The sequence below is a fragment of the Plantibacter sp. CFBP 8798 genome (assembly GCF_014841195.1).
Lineage (GTDB): Bacteria > Actinomycetota > Actinomycetes > Actinomycetales > Microbacteriaceae > Plantibacter > Plantibacter auratus.
Map to the genome: position 1 here is coordinate 856,351 of NZ_JACYTS010000001.1, position 25,625 is coordinate 881,975.

The window sequence follows — 25,625 nt, forward strand, 5'->3', positions numbered from 1 at the left end:
GTCTCACCGTAGCGAGGGTCGGCCCTCCGGCTGCTTCGTCCCGAGCTCCGCACCGCGTTTCCAGAGCCACTCGACGGGGCCGAGCGCGAATCGACGGAGCCAGAGGTGGGCGAAGCCGGTCACGAGCGCGGCGATGACGACGAACGCGGCGACGGTGACCGGGACACGCCAGGAAGCGGTGAGTTCGGCGAGGCCGAGACCCCAGCCGTAGAAGATCGCGCCACCGAGGAGGTTTTGGAGCAGGTAGGCGCTCAAGGCGACCTTGCCGAGTTCGCTGAGGCGTGAGGCGATCCAGCCGTCGGTGCCGAAGCGACGACAGAGCTCGACGGTGGCGCCGAGGATCCCGAGCGCCACGAGGGGTGCGGCCAGGTAGCGTTCGGCGAGGAGCCCCGCGGTGCCTCCGGCGATGCCCAGCAGCAGATCGACCGGCAGTGCGCACGCCCCGATGATCATCAGGCGGCGTCGGAGTCGACCACCGGTCTCACCGAAGACCGCGGCGTGGAAGAGGTGTGCGCCGGCGAGGAACATCGCGAGCGTGAGGAATCCGATCAGCACGGGCTCCGCGCGGAAGACCCCCATGTTGTCGAGCCGGAAGATCGCCAGGCCGAGGAACGATTCCGTGGCGTACGGGCTCGGTCCGGCGGGGAGCGGGAGGTCGCCCGACACCGCCGGCGTCGTGGCGATGAACGCGACGATCGCGCTGATGAGGAGGACGTGCAGCGCGCCGAAGACGGCGATCATGGCGCGCTGGGCGCGGGGCCTGGTGAGCAGGAGCCAGGCGACGATGGCGCCGGTGACCGCATAGCCCATGAGGACGTCGAACTCCGCGATGAGGACGTAGTTCACGGCACCGTCGATGAGGAGCAGGGTGGCGCGCCACAGGTACCGGCCCGGCCAGCGTTGCTCGCGTCGTCGTGCGGTGGCGTGCTGGATCGCGAGTCCCGCGCCGAACATCAGGGTCAGGAGGGCGAGGAACTTACCCTGCGTGAACGCCATGAGGGCGAGCTGGATCGTACCCGCCGCGGGGCCGGTCTCCGGCGTCACCGGGGCCGAGAGCATCCCGAGCAGACCCCAGGGGTGCGAGAACACCCAGATGTTCGTGCCGAGCGTGCCGAGGATCGCGAGTCCGCGGACCACGTCGAGTGCGGCGATGCGTCGGGAGGTCGGCGGTGATGGCGGCAATACGCTCGTATTGGTCATGTGAAGACCGTACCCTGTCGAGTGGGCGATGGCGAAAGCGGAGGCGATGACCGAGCAGGACACGAACAGGGATCGGATCCTCGATGCACTGCTGCAGATCATGGCGTCGCGCGGTGCCGATGCGCTGACCATCCGCACGGTCGCGAGCGAGGCCGGTGTCTCCATCGGCGCGGTCCAGCATCACTTCCCGACGAAGGACCGACTGGTCGTCGCGGCGATGACCGAGGTCAACGAGCGGTTCCGTCGGCGCGTGGCAGCGCGGCTCGAGGCGGTGCCCTCGGAGGAGGAACGACTTCGGATCTTCTGTCGTGAGATCGCCTGCATCGAGGGTGACGACCTGACCGACGGGATCGTCTGGGTCGCCTTTGCCGCTCGGGCGAGCACCGAGACCCAGGTGCGCGCGATCCACGCTGCTGACTGGGCCCGCACCGAGGAGGTCCTCTTGCGGCTGCTCGTCGCCGCGTTCCCGGAAGACGGCCTGGCCGCGGACGATGCGGCACTCCTGCTGGCGGTGCTCGACGGCATCGCGGTCGCGCGAGCAGCGGAGCAGTCGGACCGGATGACCCCGGAGCGCGCCGAACGCCTGATCGACGCGACGCTGCTGGGCCTGCGCCGCGCGGACTGAGCCACGCCGGTCCGGCTCAGTCGGCGTCCAGGTCGAGCTCGACGAGATAGCCGACCAGACGGGGTGCGACCTCGCCCGGTGGCGGCGGGTCCGTCGTCTGCGCCGCTCGAGCGGCAGCTTCCGCCCGCTGCGCCGCTGCGCGTGCCTCGGCCGCCGCTGCCTGTGCCCCTGCTTGGGCGTCGGGGTGATCGATCCCGCGCGTGAGTGGGATCCGCGGTGTCCCCTCGACGACGGGCGGTCCGGGGGCGGTCTCGTGGTGGGTGACGTAGTCGGAGACCGCTGCGCCGATGCCGATGTACACGCCACTGCCCGGTGGGCCGACGAGGCGCCTCGCCGCGGGCAGAGCTCCAAGCGGCAACAGTGGTCGCTTGGTGTGGATGAGGCGCGAGGGTATCGACACCCTCGACAGCTTCGCCAGCCTGCCCGTCAGCCGCTCCGGTGCGGGGCCCTCTTCGTGATGCATCTCAACACCGTCGATTTGAGCGGTGAGGTCCGCGCCGATCGCCTCGGTCAGCCAGGTCCGCTGTCCATCGTCGACGGGCCAGACGGAGAAGGTCGCCCGTTGGCCGGTTTCCAACGGCCCGCCGCAACAATCCCACTCCCAGGGGCTGAGCCAGAGCGTCCGCCGGATCATCCGTGCCGACTCGGGGTTGGTGGGTCGCAGGCGCGAAACCAGCTCGGTCGTGGGCGCGGTCAGGACGCGGAGGGCGATCGCGTCGCCGGGCATCGGCACGCGACCGAGCTCACTGAGTCCCCAGCTGCGGTACATCGCTGCAGCCTCGGTCGCGCGCTCGTAGACGCCGATGAAGGTCTGTGTCTCCGTCCGGTCCTGCAGGACAGCGGCCAGGCAGCCGCGGGCGATCCCACGTCCGCGCTGATCCTCAGCGACGGCGAGTTCGTGGACGACGACGGCGTCCGCCGGACGCGCGAGGGCAGCCGACGCGGTGCTGCTGGAGTCGGCCAGCTGCGCCAGGATGCCGAGCCAGGCCGGGTCGGCGTCGAGGCCGTGGGCGAGCGCGAAGCCCACGATCCGGCCGTCGACCGTGGCGATGACGAGGCGTCCGCCGCGGTGGCCGAGATGCTCCGGGCCCCACTGCCGGATGGTCGCGAGGTCGATCGCGTCCTCGTTGTAGGGCTCGGCGGTGAACGCCTCCACGAACAGCTGCGTGACCTCACCCCACACGTTGTCGGGCGCGGATCCGGTGAACGAGGTGTAGCCGACCGGGCTCATCATCCAGCCAGCATAGGGAAGTGGCAGAGTATCGAGAGCTTGAGGTGAGGCAAATCGTCGTCAGAGAGGTGAGCGTGCGACGATCTGCCTCACCTCAGGTCAGTCGTTGAGGTGCAGGATCGCGTAGTCGGCCTCTTCTGGCGTGAATTTCTCGCCGTACTCACTGGTCAGCTGGTCGCGGATCGCTTCGGGCGACATCGACATGGTCTCCTGATAGGACTTCGCCTTCGCGAGCGCGTTCGCGTTGTAGTCGGCCTGCAGGTTGTCGACGGCGTACTGGCCCGCCTCTGCCGAGAACTGTTCGCCGTATTCGGAGGTCAGCTGGTCGTAGATGCCGGCCTTGCTCATGTGCATGAGGTCCGAGTAGCTCTTCGCCTTGATCAGCGCTGACTGGTATTCGACGGGCACTGCGGGTGCAGCCGGAGCTGCGGGAACCGGAGTCTCGGCGACGGGTGCAGTCGTCTCGACGGGCTTGGCTGCTTCGTCGGCCGGCGCCGAGGTCTCCACGATCGCGGCAGGCTTGTCATCGGACACGCTGTTCACCGCTGCGCCGATTCCGATGAGGGTGCCGAACGAAGCGAGGGTCGCGACGGCTCCGAGGATGAGACCGGTGACCGCGAGTCCCTTGGACTGTCGCTTCTGCAGTGCGAGCACCGCCAGGACGATCGCCGCGATACCGACGAGCGCGCCGGCGACGGGGAGGAGCCCCATGAGGAACGCGACGATCCCGACGATCAAGGCCGCGATCGCGAGCCCGGCCGAGGTCGAACGCGGCGGTGTCTGCTGCAGCTGCTGACCGTACGGCTGCTGGCCGTAGGGCGGCGGTGCCGTGGTGTCGGCGTACGGGGACGTCGGTGCGTACGGGTTCGCGTAGGGCGCGGTCGGCTGCGGTGCGGAGGCGGGGTCGGGCTGCTGTGAGCCGCCCCCCAGCGGTTCGGATGTGGTCACGCTCTGAGCATGGCAGTCGAGCGACCGACTTCCGAGAGCGGTGTTGCCCCCAGTGCAGGGGTGATTCGGGAGGTTTCCCCTGCTCCTCCCGTTCGTTCGCCCATGTTTGGGCGAGCGAACACTGCGTCGCCCAAAGATGGGCGATCGAACCGAGGCCTAGAGCGTGTTGCCGAGCTTGAAGCCCTGCGCTTCGTCGCCCTTGCGGGTGTAGGAGAAGCCGTCGGCACCGATGGTGACCTCGAGTTCGGAATCGTCGGTTCGAGAGACGACCGGCTTCGGCTCGCCGTCGAGGTCGAGCACGAGCGACGCGTCCGTGTACCAACTCGGCACGACGGCGTTGCCCCACCAGTCGCGCCGCTGGTTGTCGTGCACGTCCCACGTGACCACCGGGTTGTCGGGGTCGCCGGTGTAGTAGTCCTGGGTGTAGATCTCGATCCGGTGGCCGTCGGGGTCGCGGATGTACAGGTAGAACGCGTTCGAGACCCCGTGCCGGCCGGGGCCGCGCTCGATGACGTCCGACATCCGCAGCGCGCCGAGCTTGTCGCAGATCGCGATGATGTTGTGCTTCTCGTGCGTCGCGAACGCCACGTGGTGCATGCGCGGTCCGTCGCCACCCGTCATCGCGGTGTCGTGCACCGTCGGCTTCCGCCGCATCCAGGCCGCGTACGTCGTCCCGGCCTCGTCCTGGATGTCCTCGGTGACGCGGAACCCGAGGTCCTCCATGTACGCGACCGCCCGCGGCACGTCGGGCGTCACCTGGTTGAAGTGGTCGAGCCGCACGAGCGCGCCCGGCGTGTACAGGTCGTAGCGCCACGCCAACCGCTCGACGTGCTCCACGTCGTAGAAGAACTCGTAGGGGAACCCGAGCGGATCCTCGACGCGCACCGAGTCGCCGATGGCCTTCACGTACCCCTCGGCACGACGCTCCACCCGGCACCCGAGCTCCGTGTAGAAGGCGACCGCGCGGTCGAGGTCCTCAGGACTCCGTACCCGGTAGCTGAACGCGGCGACCGCCGCCACCGGCCCCTGCCGCAGCACGAGGTTGTGGTGGATGAACTCCTCGAAGCTCCGCAGGTAGACGGTCGTCTCGTCCTCCTCCGTGACCACGAGGTCGAGGACGTCGACGTAGAACTTCCGGCTCGCGGCGAGATCCGTGACGACGATCTCCATGTACGCGCAGCGGAGGATGTCCGGCGGGGTAGCGGCGGGTGTCGGGATGCGGTTCACCGGCACGGGGATCGGGTCGGTGGCGGTCACGATGGGCTCGGCCGACGACGGGGTGATGGGGTTCGACATGATCTGCGTCCTTGCTGATCTCGGTTGCTGGGTGGAGGTCGACCGGGAGCGGTCAGTGCGCGGCCTGCAGCGGCCCGCCGGTCCCGAAGCGTGGGGAGTGCGCCTGGTTCAGCGTGATGTGCACCGCCTGCTGGTCGGTGTAGAAGTCGATCGAGCGGTAGCCGCCCTCGTGCCCGAGCCCCGAGGCCTTCACCCCGCCGAACGGGGTGCGGAGGTCGCGCACGTTGTTCGAGTTCAGCCACACCATCCCGGCCTGCACGTTCTGCGAGAAGGTGTGGGCCCGCTTGAGGTCGTTCGTCCAGATGTAGGCGGCGAGCCCGTACTTCGTGTCGTTCGCGAGCGCGAGTGCCTCCTCATCGGAGTCGAAGGGGGTGATTGCGACGACCGGCCCGAAGATCTCCTCTTGGAAGATCCGTGCGGTCGGCGGGACGTCGGCGAAGACCGTCGGCGCGACGTAATTGCCGGTCGGGAACCCCTCGGGGCGACCGCCGCCGGCGACGAGGCGGCCCTCGGTCTTGCCGATCTCGACGTAGCCCATGACCTTCTCGTAGTGCTCCGGGTGCACGAGCGCGCCGACCTCGGTGGCCGGGTCGTTCGGGTGCCCGACGACGATGTTGCGGGCACGCTCGGCGTAGCGCTCGACGAAGTCGTCGTAGACACTCCGCTCGACGAGGATGCGGCTGCCGGCGGTGCAGCGCTCACCGTTCAGGGAGAACACCCCGAACACCGTCGCGTCGAGGGCGTCGTCGAGGTCGGCGTCGGCGAACACGACGGCCGGTGACTTGCCGCCGAGCTCCATCGAGAGCCCCTTCAGGAACGGCGCGGCGTTCGCGAAGATGAGCTGACCGGTGCTGCTCTCGCCGGTGAACGAGATGAGCGGCACGTCCGGGTGCTTCACGAGGGCGTCGCCGGCGTCCTCGCCGAGCCCGTTCACGAGGTTGAACACGCCGTCGGGCACGCCGGCGTCGCGGAAGATGTCCGCCCACAGGCTTGCCGAGAGCGGGGTGAACTCCGCCGGCTTCAGGACGACCGTGTTCCCGGTCGCGAGCGCCGGAGCGAGCTTCCAGCTTTCGAGCATGAACGGCGTGTTCCACGGCGTGATGAGCCCCGCGACGCCGATGGGCTTGCGGTTGACGTAGTTCACCTGCCGCCCGGGCACCTTGTAGGTGTCGTCGTGCTGGGCGACGATCAGGTCGGCGAAGAACCGGAAATTCTCGGCGGCGCGCTTCGCCTGACCGAGCGCCTGCGTGATCGGCAGGCCGGTGTCGAAGCTCTCCAGCTCCGCGAGGCGGGCGTCCTGCGCTTCGACTGCGTCGGCGACCCGGTGCAGGATCCGGCTGCGCTCGCGGGGGAGGAGCCGCGGCCACGGACCCTCGTCGAAAGCGCGCTTGGCGGCGGCGACGGCGAGGTCGACCTCCGCCTGCTTGCCGGCGGCGGCCTGGACGTAGGTCTCGTTCGACACGGGGTCGAGGACGTCGAAGGTGTCGCCGTCGACCGAGTCGACGAACGCGCCGTCGATGAAGTGCCGGATACGGTCGGGCAACGCTGCCGGAACGTGCTGGGTCATGGGTGGTTCCTCCGGTCGGTGGTGGACGGCGGTGACGACGGCGGGCGGGCCGTCGTGGGCGGCTGGTGCTCCGCCTGGTAGGCGAGCATGGCGTCGAGCGTCGCGGTGCGGTGGTCGCGGGCGGCGATCTCGATCTCGAGCGGCTGCGCGCCGGCGGCGATGAGTTCGAGGATGCCGTCGTGCTCGGCGACCGACTCCCGCGCGCGGCCGGGCACGAAGCTGAACGTCGAATCGCGGAGTGCGGTCAGCCGCCGCCAGCCGCGATGGACGAGGTCGAGGACGTGCGGGTTCGGGCACTCCTCGAAGAGGACGGTGTGGAACTCCAGGTTCAGCGCCGTGAACGCGTGCGGGTCGAAGTCGTCGAGCGTGCGGCGCATCCGCTCGTTGATCTCTCGAGCGCGGGCCAGATGGTGGTCGGTGAGGTAAGCGGCACTCATCGAGGTCGCTGCGCCCTCGACGAGGGCGAGCGTCTGCATCGTGAAGAGGTACTCGGTCTCGTGCAGCATCGCGACCTGCGCGCCGACGTTGCGCTCGAACGTCACGAGCCCCTCGGCCTCCAGCCGGCGGATCGCCTCGCGCACCGGGACCACGCTGATGTCGAGCTCACCGGCGATCTGTCCGAGCACCAGCCGGTACCCGGGGACGAAGCGCCCCTCATCGATGGCCTCGCGGATGAACCGGTAGGCGCGCTCGGACTTGCTGAGCGACGCTTCCTGCCCGGTCGTCGGTTGTGGTCCGCTCATCGCCCCTGCTCGCTCTCGTATCGCGCCCGCCACTCGGCGTTCAGCGGGAAGAGGCCGTCGACGGCGGCACCACCACGGACCTGCTCGGCGATCCAGGCGTCCTCCGCCTCCTGCACGACCGCCTCCGCGGCGACCTCGGCGGCGAGCGCCCGGGGGATCGCGATGACGCCGTCACCGTCTCCGACGATCACGTCGCCGGGCAGGACCGTCGCCCCGCCGCAGGTGACCGCCACGTCGATCTCCCACGGCACATGGCGGCGCCCGAGGACGGACGGGTGCGGACCCTGCGAGAAGGTCGGCAGCTCGAACGCCGCGACCTGCTCGGCATCGCGGATGCCGCCGTCGGTGACGACCCCGGCCGCTCCCCGCTGCTGCGCACGAAGCGCGAGGACGTCGCCGACGGTGCCCGTGCCGCGCTCGCCGCGTGCCTCGATCACGATGACCTCCCCGGCTTCGACGGTGTCGAAGATGCGCTTCTGCGCGTTGAAGCCGTTCCCGCGCTCGGCGAAGAGGTCGGGCCGGTAGGCGACGAAGCGCAGGGTGCGGGCCACGCCGACCATGCGCGTGCCCGGTCGCGAGGCTTGGACGCCCTCGATGAAGACCTCGGTGTACCCGCGGGCCCGCAGCTTGGCGCTGAGCGTCGCCGTCGAGACCGAGGCGAGCTGCTCGGCGACCGCGGTGTCGAGCGGTTCGGCGACCCGATGACCGAGACCGTCCCGGTCCCTGAGCTTATCGGAGGGCAGACCCGCCGCCGCAGCGTCCCCCCAGGCCTCGATGCGCTGATGGTCGTCGACGGCCGGCTTCGCGCCGAACCCGCCGAAGGGTTCGGTGCCCTCGACGACCGTCGTCACGAGTCGACCGCTCGTCGGGGTGCCGGGTGCGGTCGGTGCGTCGACCTCGACCTCGACGACGTCGCCGGGCACGACGACGGAGGAGCCGGCGGGTGTGCCGGTGAGGATGACGTCGCCGGGCTCGAGCGTCGCGAGCTGCGAGAGGTCGGCGATGAGCTGGGCGAAGGGGAAGAGCAGCGTGTCGCTCGTGTCGTCTTGGACGACGACGCCGTTGACCCAGGTGCGCACGCGGAGGGCGGCCGGATCGATCTGCTCGGCGGGGATGACGGACGGGCCGAGGGGCGTGTAGCCGTCGCCGCCCTTCGAGCGCAGGTTCGACCCCTTGTCGGCACTGCGGAGGTCGTAGAGCCCGAAGTCGTTCGCCGCGGTGACGCCCGAGACGTGCTGCCAGGCGTCCTCGACGCGGACGCGGCGGGCCGCGGTACCGATGATGATCGCGATCTCGCCCTCGAAGGCGAGCAGTTCCGCGCCGGCCGGACGCTCGATAGTGCCGCCCGTGCCTGAGACGGAGGACCACGGCTTGAGGAAGTACGAGGGGTGCTCCGGCGTGCGGCCGCGCTGGGCCGCTCGCGACGGGTAGTTGAGGTGGACGGCGATGATCTTGCCGCCCCCGCTGTTCGGGAGGCCTTCGATGCCCTGGTGGCTACTCATCACACGTCCTCGTTGTCGGTATCCAGAATCGTATACGATCCGGACGCGGTCGGAAAGGGTCAGTACCCGTCGCTGCGGGTCGCGTCGCTCCGGCCGTCGATGAAGCGCTCCGCCAACTGCTCGGATGCGCGGGCGAGGAGCGACACATCCGCACCGACGAGGACGAAGGACGCCCCGCGGTCGAGGTAGTGCTCGGCCATGACGGGGTCGAAGGCGTTCACGCCGGCCGGCTTCCCGGCGGCGGCGGCGGCATCGAGCACCCGCTCGACAGCGCTGACCACGGTGGGGTGCCCCTGCTGGCCGAGCAGTCCGAGCGACGCCGAGAGGTCGGCCGGACCGACGAACACCGCGTCCACGCCGTCGACCGCGAGGATCTCGTCCGCCTGCTCGACGGCCTCCGCCGACTCGATCTGCACCGTGAGCGACACCGAATCGTTCGCCTGCGCGAGGTAGTCGTCGATCCGGTTCCAGCGGGAGGACCTCGCGAGCGCGCTGCCGACCCCGCGGACGCCCTGCGGCGGGTACCGCACGGCCTGCACGAGCGCCGCCGCCTGCTCGGCCGACGACACCATGGGCACGATGAGGTTCTGCGCCCCGAGGTCGAGCACCTGCTTGATGACGACCGCGTCGCCGAACGGCACCCGCACCAGCGGACACACCGGGAAGGCGGCCACCACCTGCAGCTGTAGCTGGATGCTCTCCAGGGTGTTCGCCGAGTGCTCGCCGTCGATGAGGAGCAGGTCGAGCCCGCTGCCCGCCGCGATCTCCGCCGCGATCGGGCTGCCAGACACCACCCACATGCCGATGAGGGGGCGATCCGCGGTGCGCAGGCGCTCGCCGAAGGTCGGCGGCAGGGTCATTCGAATCGGCATGTCACGGCTCCCAGTCCCTGGTATTCGGCGTGGACGGTGTCGCCCCGTTCGACCCACATCGGTCTCGTGAACGATCCCGACAGGATGATCTCCCCGGCGGCGAGACTCCCGCCGTGCTGGGCGAGCTTGCCGGCGAGCCACGCGACGCCGAGTGCCGGGTGCCCGAGGACGGCGCCGGCGACCCCCGACTCCTCGATGGTCTGGTTGCGGTAGAGCAGGGCCGAGACCCAGCGCGGGTCGATCGCGTCGGGGCGGACGGGTGTTCCGCCGAGCACCATGGCACCGAGTGCCGCGTTGTCGGCGATGGTGTCGACGATCGTGCGACCGTCGAGTTCGATGTGGGAGTTGAGGACCTCGAGCGCCGGCACGATGTGGTCGGTCGCGTCGAGCACCTCGAAGATCGTGCAGTGCGGTCCCTGCAGCGGGCGACCGAGGACGAAGGCCAGCTCGACCTCCACGCGGACGTTGGAGTAGGCGTCGAAGTCGAGCGTCGCGCCCGAGTCGAAGACCTGGTCGTCGAGGATGACGCCGTAGTCGGGTTCGGTGATCCCGGTGGCCTGCTGCATCGCCTTCGAGGTGAGGCCGATCTTGTGGCCGACGACGCGCCGACCGGCGGCGATGCGGCGTTCGGCCCACAGCGCCTGCACGGCGTAGGAGTCCTCGATGGTCATGTCCGGGTGCCGGGCGGTGAGGAGGGGGATGACGCTCCGCCCCTCGTGCGCCGCCGCCAGCTCGTCGGCGATCGCCTGTCGTTCGTGATCCTGCATCGCGTCCCGTCCTCATCTGCATCGACTGCGGCTTGCGATCACGATACGGTGCGTCGTCATCGACTGCCTCTTGCGCGGTGACCACGATTGTATACGATGTGGTGTACATTCTGGCGGTCCAATGACGGGCCGCGACGGACAAAGGGGTCTCGAGACAATGACAACCGCATCACTGGCGCGAGCGACGACGCCCGCGGAACTCCGGCGCGTGGCCTTCGCCACCGTCATCGGCACCACGGTCGAGTGGTACGACTTCTTCCTCTACGCGAGCGCCGCAGGACTCGTCTTCTCGCAGCTCTTCTTCCAGCCGGCGGGACCGCAGGCCGCGCTGCTGCTGTCGTTCGCGACGGTCGGCGTCAGCTTCCTGTTCCGGCCGCTCGGCGCATTCGTCGCCGGGCACTTCGGCGACCGCATCGGCCGGAAGAAGATGCTCGTCATCACGCTCTTCCTCATGGGTGCTGCCACGACGCTCATCGGTCTGCTGCCGACGTACGACCAGATCGGGATCATCGCCCCGGCACTGCTCGTGTTCCTCCGCATCCTGCAGGGTCTCTCCACCGGCGGGGAGTGGGGCGGCGCCGTCCTCATGGCCGTCGAACACGCCCCCACCGGTCGCCGAGGCCGGTTCGGTGCGTTCCCGCAGATCGGCGTCCCGATCGGACTCCTCCTCGCCTCGGGCATGCTCGCCCTCATGACGGGCGTGATCTCGCCCGGCGCGGCGTTCCTCGAGTGGGGCTGGCGGATCCCGTTCCTGCTGAGCTTCGTGCTGATCATCGTCGGCTACGTCGTGCGCCGGAAGGTCGACGAGAGCCCCGTCTTCGTCGCCCTCGCCCGGAACAAGGAGCGTCGCCGGGTCCCGATCGTCGAGCTCTTCCGCCACCATTGGCTGCTCGTGCTGCTCGCGGCGCTCACCTTCGCCGGCAACAACGCCGCCGGCTACATGACCACGGGCGGCTACATCCAGAACTACGCGACGACCCCGCTCGCCGACGGTGGCCTGGTGGGTATGGAACGGACACCGGTCCTGCTCGCGGTGACCGGGTCGGCCATCGTCTGGCTCATCGTCACGTGGTTCGCGGGTTCGCTCTCCGACCGGATCGGCCGACGCAACACCTACATCATCGGCTGGGTCGCGTTCCTGGCCACTGTCTTCGTGCTCTTCCCGCTCGTGAACACCGGCAACCCGTGGTTGTTGTTCCTCGGGCTCGCGCTGTTCACGATCGGCAACGGGTTCACCTACGGGCCGCAGGCGGCGTACTTCGCCGAGCTGTTCCCGGCGTCGATCCGGTACACGGGTGTGTCGGTCACCTACGCGATCGGCGCCATCCTCGGCGGAGCGTTCGCGCCGACGATCGCGACCTGGCTGGTGCAGGTCACGGGGTCGTCGACGAGCGTCGCGTTCTACATCGCCGGCATGATCGTCATCGCCTTCGCGGCGACCCTCCTCCTGCGCGACCGCACGGGTATCCCGCTCGGTGGCGAGGCGGAGGACGAGCAGAGCCGTGGTCAGGTCTACGGCGCGCGGAGGTAGCCGCGGTCAGACCGACGACGCGATGGTCGCGGCCCCCTCGATGAGGCGGGCCGCGATCTCGGTTTCGGGGCGGCTGCTGGAGACATAGACGACCGCGAGGGCGGCTGCCGGCGAGCCGTGCACAGCGAGTGGAACCGCGACGGCGCGGAGACCGGTGATGACCTCGTCGTGGCTCGACGCCCAGCCCTGTTCGCGGACCACGGCCAGCTCGGCGCGGTGATCGTCGTCGAGGGCGTCCGGCCACTGCGCTTCCGACAGACGGGACGCGATCGCCTTGCCGGGAGCGCCGACGCCGACCGGGTGCCGGGTGCCTGGCCGCTGCGCGATCGACCCCATCGTGTGCCGTGGCTCGACGCTGACGAGGGTGACGATCTCGTCGCCGTCCAGCACGGTGAGGAAGCAGGTCATGCCGAGCTCGTTCGCGATCGCCGTCAGCTCGGGCAGGGCGGCGGCCTGCAGGTCGTGCGAGACGCCGGCGGCGAGGGCTGCCAGGCGCGATCCGAGCGCGATCCGTCCGGCACCGTCGCGGACGACCAGGCGGTGGTCTTCGAGCGTGCGCAGCAGGCGGTAGGTGACGCTGCGGTGCAAGCCGAGCATCGCGCTCAGGGCGTCGATCGTGAGCGGGGTGCGCGCGTCGGCCAGGACCTCGAGGATCCGGATGCCGCGCGAGAGCGTCTGGGAGTGGGCGCTGCTGGCATCGGTCACGCTCCGACCCTATCGACGAGCCCCCTGAGTCGCCCGGATCGGTGCGATTCTTCGCCGAAACCGCGCAGAATCGGGCGATTCAGCTCGTGATCGGGTAGGCGACGAAGGCGAACCGTGAGCTGTCGGGTGCCCAGCTGTTCACGTTGAGCGTGCCCTGGCCGCCGAACAGCGGGTAGTGGCGGAGCGGGGTCGCCCAGTCGTCGGTCGAGACGAGCCGGACCTCGACGTCGAGATCGGCGGGGTGTCCGATCGTGCCGGCGGGGAAGGCGATGTAGGAGGCCAGGTGGGCGTCGGGGGAGAGGTGCGGGAACCAGTCGACGGTGCCGCTCACGACGAGCTGCTCGAGCTCGCCGCCGCCGTCCGGGATCCGCGCGAGCTGGGCATGGCCCGGGGCCGTGCCGAAGTGTTCCGTGTTGCAGAGCAGCCACCGGCCGTCGGGCGACCACTCCGGGCCGTCGAGGTGGCCGTCGCCCGTGTCGAGGACGGTGACGGGACCGCCGCCTTCGACCGCCGGAGCGATCGCGAGTCGACCGGGGTGCTCGAAGCCTTCGAGTTCGACGTACGCGATCCGCGTGCCGTCGGGTGAGACGCCGTGGAGGAAGTGCCACCGGTCGTCGTCGGCGGTGAGCTTCGTGACCGGTCCGCCGGTGAGGGCACCGCGGTAGATGTGACCGTCCATCGCCGAGAGGAGGATGTGTTCGCCGTCGGGGTCGAGGACGTGGTCGTTGTTGAGCTCGGGGAGGCCGTGGAATTCGATCGGCGTGAGCCCCGCGGTCGGGTCGTCGACCGTGAGCGCCCAGAGTCGCCCGTTGCCGTTGAGGTACAGCGTCCGGCCGTCGAGGGACCAGTTCGGCGCTTCGACGAGGAGCTCGTCGGTCTCGAAGAGGAGGACGGGCGCGTCATCGTGCGGACCGCCGAGCAGGACGCTGGAACGCTGGCCGGGGGCGAGGGCGCGGAAGGTCATGCGCCCATCGTCCTCCAGTCCGTCGCGATCCGGGAGGATCGTTCCTCCCGGATCACGATCCGACGACTACTTGACGAGCGCGAACCCCGCGGTCCAGGAGATCTTCTCTGACGCCGCCAACGTGAGCTGCAGGAAGCCGATCGCCTCGAGTTCGTGGGCGCGCTTGAGGGACCCGGCGTCGACGGCCTCGAGGCCACCGGCGGTCACGAGCTGCTGGAGTGCGGCCTTGGCGTCGGCGTCGTCCCCGGCGATGAGGACCGTAGTGGCCACGTCGCCCACCCGCTTCGCGGCGAGGGTAGCGGCGAAGTTCGTGTTGAAGGCCTTGAGGACGTGGGAGCTCGGGAGCTTCGCCTGCAGTTCCGCTGCAGCCGAGCTGCCGGCGGGGACGGTGAGGGCGTCGAAGGTCGAGAAGTCGAGTGGGTTGGTGATGTCGACGACGACCTTGCCCGCGAGCTGGTCGGCGTACTGCTCGACGATCGTCGCGAGGGCCGGGTAGGGGACCGCGAGGACGACGACGTCGCCGGTGATCGTGCCGGTCTCGGCCGATCCGAGGTGGTCGACGGAGGCGCCGCCTGCTGCGAGGACACCGGCGATGGCGCTGCCCATGTTGCCGGTTCCGAAGATGGTGACGTTCGTCATGACGATGCTCCTTCTCGTGGCCGCCTGGTCACGGGTCAATTGGTTGTTGATACAACTAACGTAACACCGGTTAGTTGTAGGCGCAACTATTGCTACGCTGGAGACATGACCGAGACGCGATGGCTGAGCGACGACGAGCAACGCTCCTGGGTGCGCTTCGCCGCGGTGCTCGAACTCCTGCCGGCCGCGCTCGACCTCCAGCTCACGCGGGACGAGCACCTGACGCACTTCGACTACTTCACGCTCGCGATGCTGTCTGAGACCCCGGGCCGCACGCTGCGCACCTCGGCGCTCGCGGCCCGGACGAACGCGACACTGCCTCGTTTGTCGCGGGTGCTGACGCGCTTGGAGGAGGCCGGCTTCGTGGCGCGGACACCGTGCCCGGAGGATCGACGGGCGACGAACGTGACGCTCACCGATGCGGGCTGGGACAAGGTCGTCCAGGCCGCACCGGGCCACGTCGAGCACGTGCGGTCCCTGGTCCTCGACGCACTGACGCCGGCGCAGATCGAGCAGCTCGGTGAGATCTCCGCCGCCCTCCTGACGAAGCTCGACCCCGACGGACGGATGTTCGCCAGCGAGGCCTGATCTCCGTCACCTGGGGGATTCGCGGCGCTCGAGGGTTGCGTAGCGTGGGGCTCGACGTCGTGGACACCACCGAGCGCGACGCGGATCGGAGCGAATGATGACCGGATCGACGCAGCCCGAACCTGCACCACACGGGGACGAGGTGCCCCAGGACGGTCCTGCCTCGGCACAGCCCGAATCGACGCCACGGCCCACCTCGCTCAACGGTGGGACGACCTCCGTCTGGTACTTCGTCGGCGCCACGTTCCTCTTCGCCGGACCCCTGATCTTCGGTGTCGACGACTTCGGGTTCTTCCGGATCATCACCCTCGTCCTCGGGGCGGTCGTCATGGTCGCCGGGTTCGTCGTGCTGCGACGTGAGAGCGGCAAGCGATCCTGAGGGCGCTGTCGCCGGGCTGGCTCGCCAACCGTTCAACCGGCGAGCCGTTCAACCGGCGAGCCGGTCAGTCCGCGAGGAAGGCTCTGATGCCATCGAGCAGGCGGTCGACGTCCTCGTCCGAGGTGTACGGGGCGACGCCGACGCGGAGGCCGCCGACGTCGTCGAGGCCGAGCGCCGCGAACGGCTCGACCGCGTAGAACGAGCCAGCCGGTGCGAGGACGTCGCGAGCGGCGAGGAACGCGGCCGCGTCGGCTGCACGCCTGCCCGGGAACGTCATGAACAGCGTCGCCGTGCGCTCGGCGGCTCGCGAGTGCAGCTCGACGAGCGGGCCGAGGTCGGCGAGCTCGTCCTCGATACGGCTGCGCAGCGCGAGTTCCCGCTGGTGGACGGCAGCGGCGGAGGCCACGAGACGGTCTCGTCTCGTCGTGGCGTCACCGGGGTCGATCGACGCGAGCACGCCGATGGCCGCCGTCACGCCGGCCATGAGCTCGTAGGGCAGCGTGCCGAACTCGAAGCGCTCGGGCACCACGTTCGTCGACGGCAGCAGTTTGTCGGGGTGGATCGACTCGAGCAGCGCCGGCGACGCGGCGAGGACACCGCAGTGCGGCCCGAAGAACTTGTACGGCGAGCAGACGAAGAAGTCGGCGCCGAGGGCCTCGACGTCGACGACGTGGTGCGCCGTGTAGTGGACGCCGTCGACCCAGACGAGCGCGCCGACCGCGTGCGCCCGGTCGGCGATCGTCCGCACCGGCGGGATGGTGCCGAGGAGGTTCGACGCGGCGGTCACGGCGACGAGCCTCGTCTGTTCGGTGACGAGGGCGTCGAGGTCCGCGAGGTCGAGCTCGCCCGTCGCCGGGTCCAGGTCGATCCAGCGCACGGTCGCACCCGCGCGGTCCGCCGCCTGCACCCACGGACGCACGTTCGCGTCGTGGTCGAGTCGGGAGAGGACGATCTCGTCGCCAGCGATCCAGCCGCGCGACAGGTGCCGGGAGAAGTCGTAGGTGAGCTGGGTCGCGCTGCGACCGTAGACGATGCCGCGTGGATCGGCGGCGAGCAGGTCGGCGCACGCCGCGCGGAAGGCGGTCACGGCGTCGTCCGCCCGACGCTCGGAGGCGACCGACGAGCCCCGGTTGGACAGTGGCCCGGTGAGGGTGTCGAGGATGGCCTGGCCGACGGCGAGTGGCGTCTGGGTGCCGCCGGGGCCGTCGAAGTGGGCGATGCCCGAGGCGAGGGAGGGGAACGCGGTGCGGAGGAGGGCGACGTCGAGGGTCATGCGTCCATCCTGCCGCGCCGGGAGCCTGAACGTGCGGACCAGGGGAGCGAGCGCGCCATCGCTTGATACAGTGCCTGTGTGTCCATGCTCATCGCTCCGCCCCGTGTCGGGCGTCTGGAGGTCGTCGGCGTCCGCAACGCCGGCCCGAGAGAGCAGCGCACCCGGTCGACCACCTCGCCCACCCGGTGAGGACGTCGGCCTCGTCCATCGCGCTCGTGCGAGCGACGACGACGGGGCCGCGCACCCTGACGTACCCACCGCGGCGCACCGACGCGCGGAGGGTCTCTCCGCCGTCTCCACGACGGCCCAGCCGAAACCGGTGAACCCATGATCCCCCTGAACGAATCCCAGATCCGAGCCTCCTTCGTCAACGCATCGCGCAAGGAGGTCAGTGACGTGAGCCTTCCTGCCGACCTGGACGCGATCGACTTCGAGGTGCGTGACTTCCTCGGGTGGCGCGACAAGAAGCTGCCGCGACGCGCTTATGTCATCACGATCGTCGACGGCGAACCCGTCGGCATCCTGCTCCGGCAGGCCGACGCGATGCCCCGCACCCGCCCGCAGTGCGCGTGGTGCCAGGACATCACGCTCAGCAACGACGTCGTGTTCTACAGCGCGAAGCGGGCCGGACAGGCCGGCAAGAACGGCGACACGGTCGGCACGCTCGTCTGCGCCGACTTCCAGTGCTCGTCCAACGTGCGGAAGCTGCCGCCGCTCGCCTACGTCGGTTTCGACGCGGAGGCGGCCCGCCAGGAGCGCATCGCGACGCTCAGCGTCCGCGCCGCGTCCTTCGCCTCCTCGGTCCTGAACGGCGTCGGCTGACCTCCTGGCCCGCTGAGTCGCCCGGATCTGCACGAACTCCGCCCGTTTTCGTGCAGATCCGGGCGACTCAAGCCTCGGGAGTGAGGCCCCGCCAGAAGAGGTCGACGGCGCTCGTCACGAGGTCGTCGGCCGGGACTCCGTCGAGCAGGCCGCCAGAGGCGAGTGCGGCGATGCCGTGGAAGGTCGCGAAGGCGACGAGCGCGATGTGGTGCGGATCGCCGCCGGTGATCGCCCGGATCTCCTGCCCCGCGGTGACGACCCGGACGACGATCTCCATCGAGGCGTGGCCGGCGGCGAGCAGCTCCTCGCGGGCATCGGGCGCGTGCTTGAGGCCGAACATGAGCGAGAGGAGTGTCGGCTGAGCGAGCGCGAAGCCGACGTACGCTCGGGCCAGTGCGTCGACCTGTTCTCGGGCCCCTGCCGACGACGTGACCTCGGCTTCGGTCGGCCGCTCGAGCGACGCAGAGAGGCGACGGAAACCGTCTTCGGCGAGCGCGTCGAGGAGGGCCTGCTTGTCGCGGAAATGTCGGCTCGGTGCCGCGTGGCTGACGCCGGCGTCACGGGCGAGGCGGCGCAGCGACAGCTCGTCGACGCCGTCCGTCTCGAGGCTGGCTGCGGCGGCCTCGAGGAGCGTCCGGCGGAGGTCTCCGTGGTGGTAGGGCTGAGCTGGCACGAGACGAGCCTACCGTCATGTTGACATTGACAACACAAGCGAAGACGGTGATGATGTCACTGACAACATTTGTGCACCGCCAGCTGAAGGATTCCTCCATGACACTCGATCTCCGCGGTGGCACCGCACTCATCACGGGCGCGAGCTCCGGCCTCGGCGTCGAGTTCGCCAGACGGTTCGCGAACCGCGGGTCGAACCTGGTGCTCGTCGCAAGGCGCGCGGATCGCCTCGAAGCGCTGGCGGCCGAACTCCGGTCCGCCTCGGGTGTCGAGGTCACGGTCGTGCCAGCCGACCTCGGCGTCGCGGGTGCCGCCGAGTCACTCCACGAGGAGCTGGATCGCCGCGGCATCCGGATCACCTCGCTCGTCAACAACGCCGGGTTCGGCAGCCACGGTGCCTTCGACCAGGCGGACCCGGAGCGCATGACGGGAGAGATCCAACTCAACGTCGGGACCCTCGTCGAGCTCACGCGTGCATTCATGCCGCAGCTGCTCGAGGGCTCCGGCGCCCTGGTGACGGTCGCGAGCACCGCTGCCTACCAGCCGACGCCGGGCATGGCTGTCTATGGCGCGACGAAGGCGTTCGTTTTGAGTTTCACCGAGGCGCTCTGGGCAGAGGCCCACGGCACCGGGCTGCGGGTGCTCGCCGTGAGCCCCGGGCCGACCGAGACCGAGTTCTTCGACGTCGTCGGGAGCGAAGACGCTGCCGTCGGCCGCAAGCAGACGAGCGCGCAGGTCATCGACACCGCGTTCCGCGCGCTCGACCGGGCTGACGGTGGCCCCAGTGTCGTGTCCGGCCGCAGCAACCACCTCACCGCGCTCGCGACCCGGCTGCTGTCGCGTCGCACGCTCGCGCGCACGAGCGCCCGCGTCCTCGGCGGCGTGCGGATGGCCCGCTGAGTCGCCCGGATCTGCACGAAATTCGCCCGCTTTCGCGCAGATTCGGGCGACTCAGCGGCCGATTTCGTGCAGATCCGGGCGACTCAGGCGGGCGGCGCGGTCAGGGAGGAGGCGCGGACCTGCAGCTCGGGGAGGACCTGGGTGCGCTGCGTCGGGCGACGACGGCCCTCGGACAGACGGGCGACCATCGTCTCGACGGCCATCCGACCGATGTGCTGCTTCGGCGGGCGCAGCGCGGTGATGGGCGGCTCGCCGTTCTCCGCCACCTCGTCGTCGTAGGCGACGATCGCGAGATCCTCGGGGATCCGCACGCCGCGGTCGAGGCAGTGGTGCTCGAGCAGGATCGCCTGCGGATCGGCGTGCACGAACAGCGCGGTGGTCCCCGTGGCGAGGCATTCGTCGACGAGCGCACCCAGCCGGGCGTCCCTGGCGCCGTTCTCGACGTCGTCGATCTCGGCGTTCACCGTCAGTCCCGTGTCCAGCCCCAGGTCCGCGGACGCCCTGGCCCAGCCGCGCCGCAGGTGGTCGGAGGTGGGGGAGTGCCGTGCCGCGGCGATGCCGATGCGGCGGTGCCCCTGCTCGTACAGGTGGCGGACGGCGAGCACCGCGCCGAACTCGTGGTCCGTCGTGACCCACTCGAGCGACCGCAGCGCGAGCGAGGACGGCGCGCGACGCTCGGCCAGCACGACCGGGATCGGCAGCGCATCGAGCCAGGCGAGGAGGGCGTACCCGTCCTGGCCCGCGGTGTCGGGTGCGGCGATGAGCCCGTGGATCCCACCCGTCTCCACGAGCGCGGCCATCTGCCGGCGCTGGTCGGCCGGGTCGTAGGACGAGCCGCGGAGCACGAGCTGCGATCGGCTGAGGGCGGCCGTGGCGCGGGCACCGTTGACGATCTGCGGCCAGTAGTAGCTGAGCGACGGCACGACCATGCCGATGCGGTACCTGGCGGGGCCGGCGGCGTCGGCTGATCGCGCGACCGTCTGGTCGAGGGAGCTCCGGGCGGTCGCGCCACCGTGGACCCGCGTGACGAGCCCGAGGTCGGCGAGCGCGGTGATGTCGCGTCGGATCGTCAGCTCCGTGACGCCGAGGATGACGGCGAGTTCGCGGACGACGACGGAACCGTTGCGTCGGACCTCGTCCATGATCCGTTCGCGGCGCTCGATGCCGAAGACCTGTGAGGGTCCCGTGCCGCCCGTCGGTCCCCGGTCGCCGGAGACGTCGTCGTCGCTCATCGTGCGGCCTCCACGGTGACGAGCAGACGATCCGCATCGGGACGTGGCAGCAGCCGCACGCGGGTGATCGTCTCGCCCCAGGACGACCGCATCATCGCGTCGTCGAGTCGGACGACCTCCATCGCGACCTCATCCGCGTCGTGCTGGAGCATCACGTCCCGGACGCCGGCGACCGGCCGGTGGAGGTGCAGGGTCGCCTGATCGACCTCGGTCACGTCGCCCCACAGCATCAGGGTGATGGCCGTGCCCGCCGGGTCGTCGAGCGTCCAGACGTCCTCGATCACGACCCGTGACGCCGTGCGGTCGAGCGTCGCGGTCCGGCGCCAGTGTTCGTGCTCCGCCAGTCCGTAGGCCGCGGCGAGGTCCATCGACCAGCTCGCCTGTGCGCCATGGTCTCCGCCCCGGCGATCGCGCGCCGCGAACTCCGGTCCGTGCTGCTGCAACAGACCGCGCGGTGCCGGGACGCTGTGCCAGTCGCTGCGCATGCACCAGATGTCGTAGCGGTCCGGGCCGAAGGTCCGCGCGTCGTAGGTGGGCCGCCCGGGATCGATGACCGCGGGGACGCCGTCGAGTGCGACGATCACGCTCCCCAGGTCGTTGTGGTTGTGGTTCTCGTCGTTGTGGCCGCCCTTGAGGCTGACCGCGAGTCCGTCGGATCGCCCGTCGTGCTCACGGGCGAGACTCATGCCGATCGACGGCAGGTCGACCGAAGCCGGCAGCGGCAGGGCTGCGCTCCGGGCGTCAGCGACCGCCCACTCACGATCGAGGCAGACGCGGACGAGACGTCCGAGTCCGGCCCGGTCCGTGGCGACGGGTGCGTCGGGATCGCGATGCGCCGTGGCGTACGCGACGACGTCCGGCAGCTCGAGTCGCCGGCCCCAGCGATGCAGGAGATCGAACGGGAGCGTGCGATCACCGCGTGCTCGGGCATCCGCGACGTTCACGTACCAGTCGGCGGACAGCTGCATCCGCAGCGGGAAGCGCAGTGACTCGGGCAGCAGGTCGAGGACGTCGAGCGAGAGGCGACCTCCGGCGAGACGATCGAGGGTCTCGACCGCCTCGAGGGCGCGAGCCGCTCCGTTCCACCAGTACTCCCAGCCCTCGTCGATCGCGCCGTCCCGAGGGAGGCCCGCCAGGTAGCGGTCGATGCCGTCGACGGCTCGGTCGATGACGAGCTCGGCGCGGTCGGGGCTGCAGAGCACCGCTGCCGCGGCGATCGTGTTGCCGAGGATCCAGGGGTTCCAGTTGTGGAGGACGACCGGCTCGCCGTCAGGATCGACATCGAGGCCGAGCCAGTGCCAGTCGTCGCGGTCCAGGAACGGCCGGAACACCCGGTGCTCGGCCTCGGCTTGCAGCCGATCGGTCAGCCCCGGGTAGCGCTCGTCGAGCTCGTCGCCGAGGACGGCGATCGCCCAGGCGACGGCCGCGACCGCCTCACCGGCGCCGAGGTCGAGGAACGGTTCGCCGAGCGACGGCGTGACCGTCCCGAACCGGCGGAACGCGTCGTCGTGGGCCGCCCAGCACCAGGTCGTCTGCTCCGCGAGGAGCCACAGGCCGTCGGCGACCTCGGCGAGCGGGTCGAGCGGTGCGGTCACCTCGACACCGGCTGCAGACGCGGCGGCGAGGACCACGGCGCGGGAGAGGCGTGCGAGTCGGTCACCGACCGCCGTCTCGTAGCAGAGGCGCTCCCCGATCAGCGGATAGGCGCTGTACTGCGAGAAGAGCGGCTGGGGCCAGGGCGCCGCCGCGCGGTCGGTGGCCGCGGACTCGCGCGTCGCCTGGGCGACGAAGGAGTCGAGCAGCCGTCGGTCGATCGAGCTCCAGTCGCCGTCCGGCACGATGGACTGCAGTGCGGTCGCTGGGCGCTGTGACCACGCCGTCACCAACGGGCCGTGCGACCGACGCCGCTCATCGGTGGCCGGTGTGGCGGGTGCGGTCTGCGAGGGTGGATGCACGACGTCTCCATGATCATCTTCGATCGAGCTTGTTCGTTTGTGATCGACTGTTTTGACTCCGATCGGATTGGAGTATTCACTACCTGACAACCGCATGCAACCGCGGCCCACTCGAAGGAGAGCACCAGATGTCGAACGCCGCGCGCCCCGCAGCCCTGGTCGCCATGTGGCCCGACGTGTTCTCGACGCTCTTCGACGACGCCCGCCTGGCCCGGCTCCACGCACTGTGCGAGGTCCGCGACGACGAGACCACCGGCGACCTCGACGACCCGGCGCTCACCGCACGGCTCGCGGAGGTCGAGGTGCTCATCACCTCGTGGGGCACCCCGCCGCTCACGGCGGAGCGACTCGACCGCATGCCCCGGCTGCGCGCGGTCTTCCACTGCGCCGGCACGGTCCGCTCGCTCGTGACCGACGCGGTCTGGGAGCGCGGCATCGTCGTCACCACGGCCGCCGAGGCGAACGCCATCCCGGTCGCCGAGTTCACCTTCGCCTCGATCGTGCTCGCCGGCAAGCGGGCACAGGTCTTCGCCCGCGACCCGCGGGCGCACCGTCGCGAGTGGCGCACCCTGCTCGAGACCACGAACCTGTCCAACCTCGGACGCCGCGTGGGCGTCGTCGGCTTCTCGCGCATCGGCCGTCGCGTCGTCGCCCTGCTCCAGCAGCTCGACGCGGTCGAGGTGCTCGTCGCCGACCCCTACGCCGACGCCACGGCCGTCGCCGCGGCCGGAGCCCGACTCGTCCCGCTCGACGAGCTCCTGCCGAACGTCGACGTGCTCTCGCTGCACGCCCCGGAGCTCCCGGAGACGAAGCGCATGATCGGGGCTGCCCAGCTCGCGGCGCTCCCGGACGGCGCCACGGTGATCAACACGGCCCGCGGGAGCCTGCTCGACACCGACGCCCTCGCGGCGGAGTGCGCGAGCGGACGTCTGGACGCGATCCTCGACGTCACCGACCCGGAACCGCTGCCCGTGCACTCGCCGCTGCTCGACCTCCCGAACGTCTCGATCACCCCGCACATCGCGGGCTCCCTCGGCCGGGAGACGCTGCGCATGACGGACGCGGCGCTCGACGACCTCGAGCGGTTCCTCAACGGCGAGGACCCGCGCGAAGCCGTCCGGGTCGCCGACCTGGGGGTGAGCGCCTGATGGTCGCGCTCCTGACCGCCCCGGCGTCGGAGACACTCGCCCTGGACCGCACCCTCTCACCGTCGACCGGCTGGACGCGCAGGCACTGGGAGGACCTCGCGGACCGGCTGCTCGGCGGTGCCGAACCCTTCACCTCGCCCGGTCGTGCCCGCATCCTGTTCCCGGGTGCGCCAGGCGGCTACGGCTCCGACATCGACGGGCTGGAGGGGTTCGCTCGGACGTTCATGCTCGCCGCCTTCCGCATCGCCGGTGATCCCGCACGGACGGGCGACCTCGTCGAGCGCTACGCCGCCGGCCTCGCAGTGGGCACCGACCCGGACTCCCCGGAGCGGTGGCCGCGGCCCGATGAGGTCGACCAGGCCAAGGTCGAGGCCGCAGCCATCGCGATCGGACTCCACCTCACCCGTGCCGAACTCTGGGACCGTCTCGACGACCGGACCAAGCGCACGACGATCGACTGGCTCGCCACCGTGATCGGCCAGCCGTACCCGCCCATCAACTGGGTGTGGTTCCGCATCGTCGTCGAGGAGTTCCTGCGCACGGTCGGCGGCCCGTTCTCGGAGGCGGACATCGAGGAGGACCTCGCGATCGCGGACGGTTTCTTCCGCGAGGGCGGTTGGTTCGCCGACGGCGGCACGCGCGCCTACGACCACTACACCGGGTGGGCGCTCCACCTCTATCCGGTGCTGTGGCGCACGATGCTCGCGCCGGGCCACCCGCATCAGGCTCGGCTCGACCGCTACGACGCCCACCTCGACCGCTACCTGGAGGACGCCGTCACGCTCGTCGGCGCGAACGGTTCGCCGCTCGTGCAGGGGCGGAGTCTCATCTACCGCTTCGCCGCCGCCGCGCCGTTCTGGGCCGGTGCGATGGCCGGTTCGACCGCGCTGTCGCCGGGACTCGTCCGTCGGGCGGCCAGTGGCGTCGTGTCGCACTTCGACGCCGCCGGAGCGCCGGACGACCGAGGGATCCTGACGCTCGGCTGGCACCACGAGTGGCGGCAGCTCGCACAGTCCTACTCCGGCCCCGGTTCGCCCTACTGGGCGGCGAAGGGCATGCTCGGTCTGGCGCTCCCGGCCGACCACGCCGTCTGGACGGCCGTCGAGGAACCACTGCCGATCGAGCGGGGCGACGTCCTCCGCACCATCGTCGCCCCGGGCTGGATCGTCAGCGGGACGACCGCCGACGGCATCGTCCGTGTCGTCAACCACGGGACGGACCACGCGAACGACGGCGTCGCCCAACGCGACGCCCCGCTGTACGCACGCCTCGGGTATTCGACGGCGACCGCGCCGGTGCTCTCCGCCGATGCCCGCGACCCGTTCGACGGATCGGTCGTGCTTCTGGACGCCGAGGGTGTCCCGAGTCACCGTTCCGGGTTCACCAGAGGTCCCCTGACGCCGCTGCCGACCTCCGACGGATCGTCCACCGGTTGGTCGACGTCCTCCGGTCTCGCCCGCTGGATCGACGCCGATGCCGACGGCCCGGACCATGGCCACGGCCACGCCGCGGACCGGACCCGGACCGGCGCGCGGATCGACCTCTGCTCAGCCGTCCGCGGGCCCTGGGAGGTGCGGTTCGTCCGCGTCGTCCCGGGCGCCGGCGACGAGGTCCCGCTCGGCGCACTGCGTGTCGGCGGGTGGACCGTCAGCGGTCGTGACCTGGCCGTCGCCACCGACCCGACCTCGGCGGTCGCCGTCGCCGACGGCGTGCGTTCGGTCGTCGTCGCGCTCCCGAGCGAGCACGACCCGCTTCCGACCGGCGCGCTCCGGTCGGGCGTCCGGGACCTCGACGACGCCACCCCGCTCGGACCCCGTTCGGGCACGCCGTGGTGCGAGACCGACGGTCCCGTCCGCCCGGACCACTGGCACGCGTTCGCGCTCCTCCTGGACGGCGCCACGCAGCCGGGCGTCGCCGGGTCCACCGCCCGCACCATCACCTGGCCGGACGGCGCGACGACGTCGCTCGACCTGCCCGCGTCGCACTGACGCCCACCGACCGCTCCACCCCGCAGCATCCCCGTCCCACCAGCACCGCCACCAGCACCGCCACCAGCACCGCCATCA

24 protein-coding genes are annotated in these 25,625 nt (G+C 70.5%); 8 read left to right on the plus strand and 16 right to left on the minus strand.

Annotated features, from left to right (window positions below):
• Positions 1-3: 3 nt before the first annotated feature.
• Entirely contained in the window at positions 4-1,200 is a 1,197-nt protein-coding gene (locus tag IFU30_RS04090; protein ID WP_192004403.1) for a DUF418 domain-containing protein, read from the minus strand.
• Between the two features lie 46 nt (positions 1,201-1,246).
• Here IFU30_RS04090 and IFU30_RS04095 point away from each other — a divergent pair, with 46 nt between their 5' ends.
• Positions 1,247-1,825: a TetR/AcrR family transcriptional regulator gene (locus IFU30_RS04095; RefSeq protein ID WP_192004404.1), complete on the plus strand. Its 579-nt coding sequence runs from the start codon at positions 1,247-1,249 to the stop codon at positions 1,823-1,825.
• A gap of 16 nt (positions 1,826-1,841) precedes the next feature.
• On the opposite strand, the gene IFU30_RS04100 is transcribed toward IFU30_RS04095, so the two are convergent.
• The 8 genes from IFU30_RS04100 to IFU30_RS04135 form a co-directional block, all read right to left on the minus strand.
• Complete coding sequence (locus tag IFU30_RS04100; RefSeq protein WP_192004405.1) at positions 1,842-3,059, minus strand: GNAT family N-acetyltransferase; 1,218 nt, start codon at positions 3,057-3,059, stop codon at positions 1,842-1,844.
• Between the two features lie 96 nt (positions 3,060-3,155).
• Positions 3,156-4,004 (minus strand): Ltp family lipoprotein, encoded by an 849-nt coding sequence (locus IFU30_RS20285; protein WP_342450799.1) that lies wholly within the window; start codon positions 4,002-4,004, stop codon positions 3,156-3,158.
• 156 nt (positions 4,005-4,160) lie between these two features.
• Entirely contained in the window at positions 4,161-5,300 is a 1,140-nt protein-coding gene (gene hpaD, locus IFU30_RS04110) for a 3,4-dihydroxyphenylacetate 2,3-dioxygenase (protein WP_192004406.1), read from the minus strand.
• Between the two features lie 52 nt (positions 5,301-5,352).
• The gene (hpaE, locus tag IFU30_RS04115) at positions 5,353-6,867 is read right to left on the minus strand and encodes a 5-carboxymethyl-2-hydroxymuconate semialdehyde dehydrogenase (RefSeq protein ID WP_192004407.1); all 1,515 of its coding nucleotides are present in this window, start codon (positions 6,865-6,867) and stop codon (positions 5,353-5,355) included.
• Entirely contained in the window at positions 6,864-7,610 is a 747-nt protein-coding gene (locus IFU30_RS04120; protein WP_192004408.1) for a GntR family transcriptional regulator, read from the minus strand. The genes hpaE and IFU30_RS04120 overlap by 4 nt, the downstream gene beginning before the upstream one ends.
• Complete coding sequence (locus tag IFU30_RS04125; protein ID WP_192004409.1) at positions 7,607-9,112, minus strand: fumarylacetoacetate hydrolase family protein; 1,506 nt, start codon at positions 9,110-9,112, stop codon at positions 7,607-7,609. The genes IFU30_RS04120 and IFU30_RS04125 overlap by 4 nt, the downstream gene beginning before the upstream one ends.
• A 59-nt stretch (positions 9,113-9,171) precedes the next feature.
• A complete protein-coding gene (locus IFU30_RS04130; protein WP_192004410.1) occupies positions 9,172-9,984 on the minus strand; it encodes an HpcH/HpaI aldolase family protein in 813 nt (270 codons plus the stop codon).
• A complete protein-coding gene (locus IFU30_RS04135; protein ID WP_192004411.1) occupies positions 9,969-10,751 on the minus strand; it encodes a 2-keto-4-pentenoate hydratase in 783 nt (260 codons plus the stop codon). Before IFU30_RS04135 ends, IFU30_RS04130 begins: the two co-directional genes overlap by 16 nt.
• A gap of 157 nt (positions 10,752-10,908) precedes the next feature.
• Here IFU30_RS04135 and IFU30_RS04140 point away from each other — a divergent pair, with 157 nt between their 5' ends.
• Positions 10,909-12,282 carry an MFS transporter gene (locus IFU30_RS04140; RefSeq protein WP_138946222.1) on the plus strand — a complete coding sequence of 458 codons (1,374 nt, stop codon included), beginning with the start codon at positions 10,909-10,911 and terminating at the stop codon, positions 12,280-12,282.
• 6 nt (positions 12,283-12,288) lie between these two features.
• On the opposite strand, the gene IFU30_RS04145 is transcribed toward IFU30_RS04140, so the two are convergent.
• The 3 genes from IFU30_RS04145 to IFU30_RS04155 form a co-directional block, all read right to left on the minus strand.
• The gene (locus IFU30_RS04145) at positions 12,289-12,987 is read right to left on the minus strand and encodes an IclR family transcriptional regulator domain-containing protein (RefSeq protein WP_192004412.1); all 699 of its coding nucleotides are present in this window, start codon (positions 12,985-12,987) and stop codon (positions 12,289-12,291) included.
• Between the two features lie 79 nt (positions 12,988-13,066).
• On the minus strand, positions 13,067-13,951 hold the full coding sequence (locus tag IFU30_RS04150; RefSeq protein WP_192004413.1) for a TolB family protein: 885 nt from the start codon (positions 13,949-13,951) through the stop codon (positions 13,067-13,069).
• 66 nt (positions 13,952-14,017) lie between these two features.
• Entirely contained in the window at positions 14,018-14,590 is a 573-nt protein-coding gene (locus IFU30_RS04155) for an NADPH-dependent F420 reductase (RefSeq protein WP_192004414.1), read from the minus strand.
• Positions 14,591-14,695: 105 nt separating this feature from the next.
• Here IFU30_RS04155 and IFU30_RS04160 point away from each other — a divergent pair, with 105 nt between their 5' ends.
• The gene (locus IFU30_RS04160; RefSeq protein ID WP_079001201.1) at positions 14,696-15,178 is read left to right on the plus strand and encodes a MarR family winged helix-turn-helix transcriptional regulator; all 483 of its coding nucleotides are present in this window, start codon (positions 14,696-14,698) and stop codon (positions 15,176-15,178) included.
• Positions 15,179-15,275: 97 nt separating this feature from the next.
• Complete coding sequence (locus tag IFU30_RS04165; RefSeq protein WP_192004415.1) at positions 15,276-15,557, plus strand: hypothetical protein; 282 nt, start codon at positions 15,276-15,278, stop codon at positions 15,555-15,557.
• A gap of 64 nt (positions 15,558-15,621) precedes the next feature.
• Here the strand turns inward: IFU30_RS04165 and IFU30_RS04170 are convergent, their stop codons facing one another.
• Entirely contained in the window at positions 15,622-16,830 is a 1,209-nt protein-coding gene (locus tag IFU30_RS04170; protein ID WP_192004416.1) for a cysteine desulfurase-like protein, read from the minus strand.
• 327 nt (positions 16,831-17,157) lie between these two features.
• On the opposite strand from IFU30_RS04170, the gene IFU30_RS04175 reads away from it, so the two are divergent.
• Positions 17,158-17,652: an FBP domain-containing protein gene (locus IFU30_RS04175; RefSeq protein ID WP_192004417.1), complete on the plus strand. Its 495-nt coding sequence runs from the start codon at positions 17,158-17,160 to the stop codon at positions 17,650-17,652.
• 67 nt (positions 17,653-17,719) lie between these two features.
• Here the strand turns inward: IFU30_RS04175 and IFU30_RS20825 are convergent, their stop codons facing one another.
• Positions 17,720-18,325, minus strand: coding sequence for a WHG domain-containing protein (locus IFU30_RS20825; RefSeq protein WP_192004418.1), 606 nt, complete (start codon positions 18,323-18,325; stop codon positions 17,720-17,722).
• 98 nt (positions 18,326-18,423) lie between these two features.
• On the opposite strand from IFU30_RS20825, the gene IFU30_RS04185 reads away from it, so the two are divergent.
• On the plus strand, positions 18,424-19,224 hold the full coding sequence (locus IFU30_RS04185; RefSeq protein ID WP_192004419.1) for an SDR family NAD(P)-dependent oxidoreductase: 801 nt from the start codon (positions 18,424-18,426) through the stop codon (positions 19,222-19,224).
• Between the two features lie 83 nt (positions 19,225-19,307).
• Here the strand turns inward: IFU30_RS04185 and IFU30_RS04190 are convergent, their stop codons facing one another.
• Entirely contained in the window at positions 19,308-20,456 is a 1,149-nt protein-coding gene (locus IFU30_RS04190; protein WP_197977376.1) for a substrate-binding domain-containing protein, read from the minus strand.
• The gene (locus IFU30_RS20830) at positions 20,453-22,411 is read right to left on the minus strand and encodes a heparinase II/III family protein (RefSeq protein WP_192004420.1); all 1,959 of its coding nucleotides are present in this window, start codon (positions 22,409-22,411) and stop codon (positions 20,453-20,455) included. Before IFU30_RS20830 ends, IFU30_RS04190 begins: the two co-directional genes overlap by 4 nt.
• A gap of 128 nt (positions 22,412-22,539) precedes the next feature.
• Here IFU30_RS20830 and IFU30_RS04200 point away from each other — a divergent pair, with 128 nt between their 5' ends.
• The gene (locus IFU30_RS04200) at positions 22,540-23,559 is read left to right on the plus strand and encodes a hydroxyacid dehydrogenase (RefSeq protein WP_197977377.1); all 1,020 of its coding nucleotides are present in this window, start codon (positions 22,540-22,542) and stop codon (positions 23,557-23,559) included.
• The gene (locus IFU30_RS04205; protein WP_192004421.1) at positions 23,559-25,547 is read left to right on the plus strand and encodes a DUF2264 domain-containing protein; all 1,989 of its coding nucleotides are present in this window, start codon (positions 23,559-23,561) and stop codon (positions 25,545-25,547) included. The genes IFU30_RS04200 and IFU30_RS04205 overlap by 1 nt, the downstream gene beginning before the upstream one ends.
• Positions 25,548-25,625: the final 78 nt, after the last annotated feature.